This window comes from Bradyrhizobium macuxiense, from assembly GCF_001542415.1.
GTDB lineage: Bacteria > Pseudomonadota > Alphaproteobacteria > Rhizobiales > Xanthobacteraceae > Bradyrhizobium > Bradyrhizobium macuxiense.
This window is the reverse complement of record NZ_LNCU01000084.1, coordinates 115,817-126,194: the sequence shown is the minus strand read 5'-3', so window position 1 is coordinate 126,194 and position 10,378 is coordinate 115,817. Positions and strand designations below refer to the sequence as shown.

9 protein-coding genes and 1 pseudogene are annotated in these 10,378 nt (G+C 63.2%); 6 read left to right on the top strand and 4 right to left on the bottom strand.

Going from position 1 to position 10,378, the window contains the following annotated elements; translation table 11 throughout:
• A pseudogene (locus tag AS156_RS44945) lies at positions 1-279 on the top strand (TonB-dependent receptor); the annotation flags it as partial.
• Positions 280-309: 30 nt separating this feature from the next.
• Here AS156_RS44945 and AS156_RS25155 read toward each other — a convergent pair.
• Together AS156_RS25155 and AS156_RS25150 are read right to left on the bottom strand one after the other, a co-directional pair.
• On the bottom strand, positions 310-1,083 hold the full coding sequence (locus tag AS156_RS25155; protein ID WP_066509999.1) for an SDR family NAD(P)-dependent oxidoreductase: 774 nt from the start codon (positions 1,081-1,083) through the stop codon (positions 310-312).
• A 122-nt stretch (positions 1,084-1,205) separates the two neighbouring features.
• The gene (locus AS156_RS25150; RefSeq protein WP_066509996.1) at positions 1,206-1,823 is read right to left on the bottom strand and encodes a hypothetical protein; all 618 of its coding nucleotides are present in this window, start codon (positions 1,821-1,823) and stop codon (positions 1,206-1,208) included.
• Between the two features lie 362 nt (positions 1,824-2,185).
• Here AS156_RS25150 and tuf point away from each other — a divergent pair, with 362 nt between their 5' ends.
• Positions 2,186-3,391 carry an elongation factor Tu gene (tuf, locus tag AS156_RS25145; protein WP_066509994.1) on the top strand — a complete coding sequence of 402 codons (1,206 nt, stop codon included), beginning with the start codon at positions 2,186-2,188 and terminating at the stop codon, positions 3,389-3,391.
• Between the two features lie 260 nt (positions 3,392-3,651).
• On the opposite strand, the gene AS156_RS25140 is transcribed toward tuf, so the two are convergent.
• Positions 3,652-4,866: an ABC transporter substrate-binding protein gene (locus AS156_RS25140; protein WP_066509992.1), complete on the bottom strand. Its 1,215-nt coding sequence runs from the start codon at positions 4,864-4,866 to the stop codon at positions 3,652-3,654.
• A gap of 238 nt (positions 4,867-5,104) precedes the next feature.
• Positions 5,105-6,013, bottom strand: a complete 909-nt coding sequence (locus AS156_RS25135) for a LysR family transcriptional regulator (protein WP_066509990.1) — start codon at positions 6,011-6,013, stop codon at positions 5,105-5,107.
• A gap of 135 nt (positions 6,014-6,148) precedes the next feature.
• Here AS156_RS25135 and AS156_RS25130 point away from each other — a divergent pair, with 135 nt between their 5' ends.
• From AS156_RS25130 to AS156_RS44940, 4 genes are all read left to right on the top strand, one after another.
• Positions 6,149-6,922, top strand: coding sequence for an SDR family oxidoreductase (locus AS156_RS25130; protein WP_066509988.1), 774 nt, complete (start codon positions 6,149-6,151; stop codon positions 6,920-6,922).
• 557 nt (positions 6,923-7,479) lie between these two features.
• On the top strand, positions 7,480-8,730 hold the full coding sequence (locus AS156_RS25125) for an ABC transporter substrate-binding protein (RefSeq protein WP_066509985.1): 1,251 nt from the start codon (positions 7,480-7,482) through the stop codon (positions 8,728-8,730).
• 138 nt (positions 8,731-8,868) lie between these two features.
• Positions 8,869-9,687, top strand: coding sequence for a helix-turn-helix transcriptional regulator (locus AS156_RS25120; RefSeq protein WP_066509983.1), 819 nt, complete (start codon positions 8,869-8,871; stop codon positions 9,685-9,687).
• A 115-nt stretch (positions 9,688-9,802) separates the two neighbouring features.
• Positions 9,803-10,378: branched-chain amino acid ABC transporter permease (locus AS156_RS44940; RefSeq protein WP_245313051.1), on the top strand; the 576-nt coding region annotated here is incomplete at its 3' end.

Here is a 10,378-nt window from a genome sequence, read left to right as displayed (position 1 = left end):
CTCGTGCACGACGATACCAACCAGAGCCCGAAGGTGCCTGCCTATGCGGTCGTCAACCTGCACACCTCATATCAGGTCACGCCGAACATCGAGGTGTTCGGCCTGATCAACAATGTCTTCAACCAGAAGTACTATCTCGGCGGCACCTTCTTCGAGACCGGCGGCTTTGCCAGCACCACGCGGGGCGTCACCAACCTGATGGCGCAGCTCACCGATCCCCGCACCTTCGTGCCCGGAATGCCGCTCGCTGCCTATGCCGGGCTGAGGGCGAAGTTCTGAACGAGATTTTCCGAAGAGCGGTGCGGTACGCTACGCCAGCGTCCCGCCATCGACCGGCATCGCGATGCCGGTCACGAACGAGGCCTTGTCGGACAACAGGAACACCGCAACTTCGGCGATCTCCTCGGGACGCGCCGCGCGGCCCATCGGATTGCGCGTGACCGCGGCCTTGATCAGGGCCTCGGGATCGGCCTCGTTGTGGCCCGGCTGGTCGGGCCGGTTGACGAACACCCGCAGCATCGGCGTGTCGATCGCGCCGGGGCAGATCGCATTGACGCGCACGCCGTCCTTGGCGTGACGCTTGGCGAGCGCACGCGAAAGTCCGATCACGCCGGCCTTGGCCGCCGAATAGGTCGGGCTCCAGGGCGAGCCTGTCAGCCCCGAAGTCGATGCCGTGAACAGGATGCTGCCTTTGCGCTGCGCCGCCATCTGCGCCAGCGCCGCATTGCTGGTGATCAGCTGCGAACGCAGATTGAGATCGATGCTGAGGTCCCAGCCGTCGAGGTCGTCGATCACGGACGGTCCGGGAATGCCGAGATGATTCCACAGGCAGTCGAGCCTGCCGAATTCCTTCACCGTCGCGGCAACAATCTCGCGCGAGAAGGTATCATCGCGGAGATCACCGGCCAGCGCCAGCGCACGCCCGCCGCCTTTGCGGATCTCGTCCACCACCGCTTTGGCGCCGGCCTCGTTCTGGTCGACAACCGCGACCGCCGCGCCCTCGCGCGCCAGAATTCCCGCCCCGGCGCGGCCGGCGCCGGAAGCAGCAGCCGTAACGAGCGCGATCTTGCCCTGCATGTCCATGCCTTGATCCTGATTGTGCTGTTGAGTGAAAGACTCTCAGCTCCGGTTGAATCAGGCACGAAAGCTCCGCCGTCTTGCGCTGAAGCGCTAAGTTCACGCCGCCCGCTCTGCGCGAACGCGCGCTAGCGGCCGCCGAACAGAAGCGGCGACTGGCCGGGCAGCAGGGACGAGTTGATGTCGCTGTCCGTGCGCTCCGACTGCAACTGCGTGTAACCGACCCCGAACGACAAGCTGACATTCGATGTCGGTCGGAACTCGAGACCCGCACGCGCGGAATAGCCGGCATTGGCGCCGGACGTGCCGCTGAACGGCGCAATCGGGCCGCCGATGCCGGGGGCGTTGTATTTCAGGCTGTCGAAGCCGGCAAAGAAGGTGACCGGCGATCCGTTCACGCCCTTGAAGTTGTAGCCGAACTGCGTGCCCTGGTAATCAAGCGAGCCGAACGCTCCGGCCTGGTTCAGGCCGTTCAGACCGAAGCGGCCGCCCTCGCTGCCCATGAACCAGCCGTCGGGATGGCCGTTCAGATACGCGGAGGCGCCCTGCCCCCCGCCCTCACCAAAGCCCGGGAAGTTTCCGTAGGTGTCGGCCTTCTGGCCGTCGGCGAGGCTGGCGCCGAAGCCGAACAGCGACCCCGGCGTCCAATATTGCACGGGGCCGCTCTGGGCATGAGCCACAGACCCACTGAGACAGAGTGCCGCCAACACGACTGCGAAACCGCCTTTATGCGCGAAGATGGACATTCGATTACCGCCAAGAACCCCGCCCGACTATACGCTGCGGACATCGGGAACGCCAGCACGGCCGCTGCGGCGCGCCGGCTCGGCTCTTGCCAACAAGGCAGCGAGCCCCTATCTACGTCGCTCTCCTTGAAGAGCGAGCGAACCAGGTCACCGATAATGCGGCAGTCACAGCGAGCATCAGTGCTGATGACGGAAGGGCTAATGCCCTCGTCCGCCGCTATTCTGCTTTGGACCTGACCTAACGTCACACCTGACATTGGAATCGGCCCGGAGCGGAAGCGGCTCCTGGCGCCGAAACGGGCTCTCGCGGTGCCTCGAGTCGTGCAAACCCAGCACGGGAGCTCGAACACCACAGGTGTCCCATGGCCAAAGAGAAGTTCATCCGCCTCAAGCCCAACTGCAACGTTGGCACGATCGGCCACGTGGATCATGGCAAGACGACGCTGACGGCAGCGCTGACGAAGGTTTCAGCCGATCACGGCTGGGGCGCGTTCGTCTCCTATCAGGACGTTGCCAAGGCGTCGGCCGCGCAAGGTACGCGTGACGATTCGAAGATCCTGACCATCGCGACGAGCCACGTCGAGTTCTCGACGGCGACGCGCCATTACTCGCACGTCGACTGCCCGGGCCACGCCGATTATGTGAAGAACATGATCACGGGCGCGGCGCAGATGGACGGCGCAATCCTGGTCGTCTCGGCCGTCGACGGGCCGATGCCGCAGACGCGCGAGCATATCCTGCTCGCGCGCCAGATCGGCGTGCCGCGCATCGTGGTGTTCCTGAACAAGTGCGATGTCGCAGACGATCCGGAGCTGGTCGATCTCGTAGAGATCGAGGTGCGCGATCTGCTGTCGAAGTACCAGTACGACGGCGACAACGCGCCGGTCGTGCGCGGTGCCGCGATGCAGGCGCTGCGCGGCGAAACCGGCCCGCTGGCGGATCAGGCGATCCTCAAACTGTTCGAGGCACTCGACAGCTATATCGAGCTGCCCGAGCGGCCGAAGGATCGTCCGTTCCTGATGCCGATCGAAGGCGTGCAGTCGATCGCGGGGCGCGGCACCGTAGTCACCGGGCTCGTCGAGCGCGGCACGATCAGGCTCGGCGACGAGGTCGAGATCGTCGGTCTCGGCGAGACCCGGAAGTCAGTCGTGACCAGCATCGAGAGCTACCGGAAGATCCTCGATCAAGGGCAGGCCGGCGACAATGTCGGCTGCCTGCTGCGCGGGATCGACAAGGCGGCGGTGCAGCGCGGTCAGGTGCTGTCGCATCCGGGCGGTGCGGCTCCGCACAAGACCTTCCGCGCGGAAGTGTATGTGCTGACGAAGGACGAAGGCGGGCGGCATACGCCCTTCTTTGCCAACTACCGTCCGCAGTTCTACTTCCGGACCGCTGACGTCACCGGCAGCGTCCAGCTCGGCAATGGCGCCGAGATGGTGATGCCGGGCGACAGCGCCGAGTTCACGATCGAACTCAACAAGCCGATCGCGCTCGAAGAGCGGTCGCGCTTTGCGATCCGTGAAGGCAACCGCACCGTCGGTGCCGGCGTCGTGACCGAGATCGTGGAGTGACGGATGGGGGTCCGGCGAAAGCCGGGCCCCCATCCATCTTCGCCCATGAATCCTCCGGAATGATCACTCTTCCGCAATGATCGCGGCCATCGTTTCGCCTGCGGCCGTGAACCTCAGTCGGAAGCTGCGTCACCCGCTTGCACGGAGACGACGCCGGGGTGGCGCCGTTCGTCTTGCGGCGGTCCTGCCAAGCTCCTCCTCCGGGCCCAAGCTGAAGATCCATTCGAGGTGCAGTGCGTCGGCTCGTTCAGATCAACGGCCTAATTATCGACGTTGGAGAAAGCCGTTTCGAGGACGTCGCCGATTGGTTGCCACGTCCGGCCGTCGAATTGAACCAATCGCATTTGTTTGATCGGCCGAAAGTTGAACGGCCCTGTGTTGATTTTGATGCCAGGCAGCAAGGCGGAGTTTTGGTAGTCCTTGAGAGCCGCCGCTTGCTTCATCACGTTCTCGCGTGACAGATCATTGCCGCACTGTTTGAGCACTTGCACCAGGGTCTCGGCGGCCGCATAGCCGAAGACGGCCGCGCCGTCGTCCTTGCCTCCCGCCCGACTGTATTTGTCAAGAAATGCTTGCCAGTTCTGTGCGTCCTCTTTCCAGGCGGGATCATTTGCATCCTTCAGGAATGCCGCTGTAATCACGCCAGCGGAATTTTCCAGGCCAGCAGGCTTAAGCGCCGTCGCAATCGATGAAGCCATGTGGTCGAGGATGAACACGGGGTGCCAATCCAGCTTCGCCGCGGCTCGAATGACTTTCGCTGCGTTTGCCGGCAGTCCTGCGAATAAAAAGATCTCGGCTCCCGATTGCTTCAAGATCGATACATGCGTGTCCAGATGCTCATCTCCGACATCGTAGGCGATATCGACCCTGATCGCACGGGCGACGTTTCCCAGCCCGTCTTCCAACCCCTGGAATATTTCGCGGCCGACTTGATCGTTCTGCCAAAGAGCGACGATCCGGCGTCCAGGGTAGGTCGCTTGTATGTAGTTGGCGTAGATGCGCCCCTCTTCCCGAAACGAGGGCTGCCAACCCATTGTCCACGGAAACGACGATGGATCGAAGAGATGATCGTCTCCGGAAGCGACGAACAGCTGAGGGATTTGCCTTTCGTTCAAGTATTTGCGTACGGCAAAGTTGCCCGGAGTTCCAAAGGAGCCGAACATCAACAGGACATTATCGTTCTCGACAAGACCGCGCGTGAGATTCAGCGCGGTTACCGGATCGGATTTGTCGTCATAGGAGATAAAGCTGACCTTGCGGCCGTTGATCCCGCCGCGCTCGTTCAGCAGCTCGAAATATGCTGCTTCGGCCTTCCCGATCGCGCCGAAAGCCTGCAGACTTCCACTGTAGGGCATCAGATTACCGATACGGATTTCAGTGTCGGTCACGCCGGGGTCGCGCACTCGCTCGGAGATCGCGCTCAGACTTGTAAGCGCCAACACGATGGCGATGAGCGTTCGTACCCGCGTTTGCATTCGAATAAACTCAACCACAAAACCGCGCGGCAGGATTTCGAGACGTATTGGGGGCAGTCAGCTTTGATTGAGATCAAGCTCCAGGAATTGGTCACGACGATGGCGGATCGAACAACAGGTCATTGTTGCAGCGCACGATTCTGAATTGGGCCTGAAGCGAATCTGCTCAAAGCGAAGCAAGACCTCTGCTTTCGAGACGGATCCGGGCGTCACGCGTGTCTCAACTCACGAGTCAACCTTAGCCTGCCGCCAGCAGGTTCTGTTTCAACAAGCCTGCCAGCCAATCCGCGAATACCTGCAGCCGGCGCGATAGATGCTGGCGGTGCGGATAGAGCAAGGTCATCGGCATCGGCATGGCACGATGCCCGGGCATGACATCGACGAGTTCTCCGGCGTCGAGATGCCGCTGCACGTCATAGGCCGGGATCTGGATCAGCCCGAGGCCGGCGAGACAGCAGGCGATGTAGGCCTCTGCACTGTTCACGGTGATGCGGCCGCGCATCGCGGTCGTGCGTGACGATCCCTGCTCGCTCCATTCCCACTCCTCGATACGCCCGGTCGATGGCGAGGCGTAGTTGACCGCCCAATGCGCGGCGAGATCGTCCGGCGACTGCGGCACGCCGTGGCGTGCGAGATAAGCGGGGCTCGCGACATTGATCAGCGTGAGATTACCGAGCGGCCGCGCGATGAGGCCGGAATCGCCAAGCGCGCCGACCCGCACCACGCAATCGGCGCTGTCCTCGACCAGGTTGATGGCCCGATCGGTGACACCGAGATCGATGTCGATCTGCGGATAGCGATCGAGGAACGCCGGCAGTGCCGGCGCGATGATCAGGCGTCCGATCCGTCCCGGGACATCGACGCGCAGCCGGCCCGATGGCTCGGCGGCCGCATGACGGAACAGGCCTTCGGCCTCCTCGACGTCGGCGACCAAGCGGAGGCACCGCTCATAGAAGGCCGCGCCGTCCTGCGTCGGCGAGACCTTGCGGGTCGTGCGATGCAGCAGCCGCGCGCCGATCCGCTGCTCCAGCTCAGAGACCGCAGATGAGACCGAAGAGCGCGGCAGGCCGAGCCTGTCGGCCGCCCGGGTAAAGCTGGAGCACTCGACGACGCGAGCGAAGATGCGGAAGAGATCGATGCGGTCCAATATCGGCCTCGATTGTTCGCTAATTCTGACAAGTGAGGTCAGAATGCGGCCCTTTATCGCGAAATCCTAGACGATATCGTCCTATCCGGAAAGCGGCCGCGCTGCGTGGCTGCTCGATTTGGAAAGGTTGACGCCATGACCGACCACAGCATCAAGGGAAAGACCGTCATCATCGCCGGCGGCGCCAAGAATCTCGGCGGATTGATCGCGCGCGATTTCGCCAAGCATGGCGCGAAGGCGATCGCGATCCACTACAACAGCGCCGCAACCAAGGCCGACGCCGACGCGACGGTGGCCGCGGTGAAGGACGCCGGTGCCAAGGCCGTCGCCTTCCAGGCCAACCTCACCACCGCGGGCGCGATGGAGAAATTGTTCACTGATGCAGTGGCCGCGGTCGGCCGTCCCGACATCGCGATCAACACAGTCGGCAAGGTTCTGAAGAAGCCGATGGTCGAGATTTCGGAGAGCGAATACGACGAGATGACTGCGGTCAATGCCAAGGCCGCCTTCTTCTTCCTCAAGGAGGCCGGCCGCCACGTCAACGACAACGGCAAGATCTGCACACTCGTCACGTCGCTGCTCGGCGCCTTCACGCCGTTCTATGCCGCCTATGCCGGCACCAAGGCGCCGGTCGAGCACTACATCCGCGCAGCATCCAAGGAGTTCGGTGCACGCGGCATCTCGGTCACCGCGATCGGACCGGGCCCGATGGACACGCCGTTCTTCTATCCAGCCGAAGGCGCTGATGCAGTCGCCTATCACAAGTCGGCCGCGGCGCTGTCCGGCTTCTCGAAGACCGGCCTCACCGACATCAGCGATATCGTTCCATGGATTCGCCTGCTGGTCTCGGAGGGCTGGTGGATGACCGGCCAGACCATCCTGGTCAACGGCGGCTACACCACGAAGTGAGGTCAGGGCGCGGCCCGATGACAGACGCCAGCGTACTCCGCTGCACGTCGCATATCACGACGGCGGATTATGCTCCGCCAATCCGCCCTTCCGGCTGCGCGCTGTTCGAAGGGGGCAAGAACGAAGAGCAAAGCTCGGACAATTCGTGTCGCGAGAACGCGGATGTATGACTCACAAGCAGCGCAACACACTCGCTGTCGTCCCTGCGAAAGCAGGGACCCATAATCATCGATGTTCAATTGTTGAGCCATGCCGGAGCGACGAGTCCTGTCCACTACATCTGCCACGGCGTATGGGTCCCTGCTTTCGCAGGGACTACGTCGGTGTATTCGGCGGTCAGCTCTCGCTACGAGACCGCACTCCGTTAGCTGCCGCGACATTGCGCCGCTGAACGCGTTGCGGCGCAACAATCAAAATGAGACTGCCCGTCAAACCGTCACAGGCCGACGACATCCGCGCCGCGCCCGCCATCGGCTAGCTTTGCGCGCAACAACCGGACGTCCGCGCCCTTGCCTTTGTCGATGCGGACGCCGGCGAAAACAGCAGGGAGGAGAGCGATGTTGAAAGGCAGTGTGGGACTGATTGCGTTGGGCAGCCTGTTGCTTTCGGGCACGGCGTTCGCTCAGGAGAAGATCAAGGTCGGCGTCACCGCAACGCTCGAGGGCACCTACACCGTGCTCGGCGAGGACGGCATGCGCGGCTTCCAGACTGCGCTCAACGTGCTCGGCAAGAAGATCGGCGACAAGGAGTTGGAGTTCGTCGTCGCCTCGACCGACGCGACACCGGACTCCGCGGTGCGCGCCGTGCGCAAGCTGATCGAGCAGGACAAGGTGCAGATCCTGCTGTCGCCGCTGTCCGGCGACGAAGGCATCGCGGTGAAGAACTTCGCCAAGACCCACCCGGAGCTGACCTTCGTCAACGCCGCCTCCGGCGCGCAGGAAGCGACCTATGTCGATCCGGCGCCGAACTTCTTCCGCTACAACATGGACGGCGCGCAGTGGCAGGTGGGCCTCGGCAAATACGCCTATGAGACCAAGGGCTATCGCAAGATCGCAACCGTCGGCGAGGACTACTCCTTCATATACACCCAGGTGTTCGGCCTCGTGCTCGAGTTCTGCGGCGCCGGCGGCCAGGTCACCAGCCGGCAATGGGTGCCGCTCGGAACCAAGGATTTCGCCTCCGTGATCGCCGCGCTGCCCGACGATGTCGACGCGATCTATCTCGGGCTCGGCGGCGCCGATGCCGTCAACTTCCTCAACCAGTATCAGCAGGCCGGCGGCAAGGCGCATCTGATGGGCGGCTCGATCATGATCGACCAGACCATTCTGTCGTCGAAGGGCAGCGCCAAGAACGCGCTGATCGGCACCATCGCGGCGAGCGGCCAGGCCGACACCTGGGACGACCCGAACTGGCAGAAATTCGTGAAGGCCTATCAGGATGCGTTCCCGCCGGCCAAGCGCTTCCCGAGCCCATCGCTGCTCGCGACCAACTATTACGACTCGACGATGGCGTTGATCCTGGCGCTGCGGCAGGTCAATGGCGACCTCTCAGACAGCCAAGCCAAGCTCAAGGACGCGCTGGCGAAGATCGAGATCGACGCGCCGAACGGCAAGATAAAGCTCGACTCCAACCGCCAGGCGATCGGCACCAACTTCGTCACCGAGGTGGTCGACGACGGCAAGGGCGCGCTGTTCAGCAAGGTCGTGAAGGTGATTCCGAACGTCAACCAGACGCTCGGCTACGATCCGGCGGTTTTCGCCAAGATCGGCCTGCCCGGCCGCACGGTCCCGGAGTGCAAGAAGTACTGACGTATTTGTTGCAAGTGCGAGCAAGCCGGCCGTGGCCGAACCGCGCGGTTGCATCTTGAGCCCTGCTCGCCCTTGCTTTCCCTTCCGGGATGTTGAACGCTTGTCGAAAAGACAAGAGCATCACGCGGGAGGGGAGGCATGAGCAGGGCGCTTGCCGTCTTCCACGGCCGGTTCGGCCGCGCGACGGTCTATCAGTTGAACCGCCCCTTCAACGTGCATGCGCACCGCGAAGGGCACTTGATCTTTCACGTCGGCGGAACGCCGGCGCAGATCGACGTCTCGGAGCAGCGCTGGCTGCTCAAGGACGACACCGTGGTCGCGGTCAACCCGTGGGAGCCGCACAATTTTCTACCGACCGATATGGATCACGGCGCGATCTTTTTCGTGCTCTATGTCAACGCGGAATGGTTCGCCCCCGCCGCCGCCAACGCGCAGAGCCTGCGGTTCGGCCGCACCTTCTTTCCGCGTACCGAAGCGCTCGACAAGCTGATCCGCCGCACCGCGGCTTTGGTGTGCGGCGCACCGTCGCTGCGCAGTCTCGATTGCGAGCTCAGGCAGCTGATCGATTCCTGTTACGAGGAAAGCTGGCAGGCGACACAGGAGGCGCGCGCGGCGGCTGCGATCACCGACTTCCGCGTGCGCAAGTCGATCAAGCTGATGTCGGAGAGCCCCGGCGCCGAGATCGAGCTGGATGCGATCGCACGCGAAGCCGGGCTGTCGCGGCCGCATTTCTACCGTCTGTTCCGCACCCAGACCGGCGTCACCCCGCACCTCTACATGAACACGCTGATCATGGAGCAGGCGCTCGATGCGCTGGTGGCAACCGAGTCCCCGATCGCCGATATCGGCTTCGATCTCGGCTTCTCCTCGCAGAGCGGCTTCACCCGCTTCTTCGCCGCCAATGTCGGCATGGCCCCGACCGATTACCGCCGCGCCGCCAAGGTGTTGCGTCCCTGAAGGAGTTCCGCGCAAACGATAAAGATACTCTCGATCAAATCCGCTGCCTTCGCCCCCGATAGGATGCCCGAAACGCGCCCCGTAAGAGGACGCGGCATGAGGGAATGCGTCGGAGATGACCCGGTTCATCGAACGCCATCCGGCCTGGGCGCTGATCGTGATCATCGCGATCGCGGTGCTGCTGTGGCTGGTCTTCGCGATCTGGCCGCCGGGGCTGGAGGCCGCGATCGGCCGCAAGCGCGTGTTCCTCAACGCGGTCTTCAACGGCATCACGCTCGGCGGGCTCTATTTCCTGGTGGCGAGCGGCTTCACGCTGATCTTCGGCCTGATGCGCAACGTCAATCTCGCGCACGGCTCGCTCTATCTGTTCGGCGGCTATATCGGCTACGCCATCAGCACCTGGACCGGGTCGTGGATCCTGAGCTTCATCGTCGCCTTCATCGCGGTGGCGCTGGTCGGCGTGATCCTGCAGCTCGTCGTGTTTCGCCGCATGGAGGGGCAGGACCTTCGGCAGACCATGGTGACGATCGGGCTCTCGATCGTGTTCGCCGACCTGATGCTCTGGGTGTTCGGCGGCGACTTCTACCAGATCCAGACCCCGAGCTGGCTGATCGGCCCGATCCAGCTGCCGCTGATCACCGCGGTGAAGTCCTCCGGCGAGCCGGTCTATCTGCAATATCCGCTGGTGCGG

What these genes read in the sequence shown, in the direction of transcription:
- AS156_RS25155 (WP_066509999.1), bottom strand. Translation starts at nt 1,083, where the DNA reads ATGGACATGCAGGGCAAGATCGCGCTCGTTACGGCTGCTGCTTCCGGC.
- tuf (WP_066509994.1), top strand. Translation starts at nt 2,186, where the DNA reads ATGGCCAAAGAGAAGTTCATCCGCCTCAAGCCCAACTGCAACGTTGGC.
- AS156_RS25130 (WP_066509988.1), top strand. Translation starts at nt 6,149, where the DNA reads ATGACCGACCACAGCATCAAGGGAAAGACCGTCATCATCGCCGGCGGC.
- AS156_RS25150 (WP_066509996.1), bottom strand. Translation starts at nt 1,823, where the DNA reads ATGTCCATCTTCGCGCATAAAGGCGGTTTCGCAGTCGTGTTGGCGGCA.
- AS156_RS25125 (WP_066509985.1), top strand. Translation starts at nt 7,480, where the DNA reads ATGTTGAAAGGCAGTGTGGGACTGATTGCGTTGGGCAGCCTGTTGCTT.
- AS156_RS25120 (WP_066509983.1), top strand. Translation starts at nt 8,869, where the DNA reads ATGAGCAGGGCGCTTGCCGTCTTCCACGGCCGGTTCGGCCGCGCGACG.
- AS156_RS25140 (WP_066509992.1), bottom strand. Translation starts at nt 4,866, where the DNA reads ATGCAAACGCGGGTACGAACGCTCATCGCCATCGTGTTGGCGCTTACA.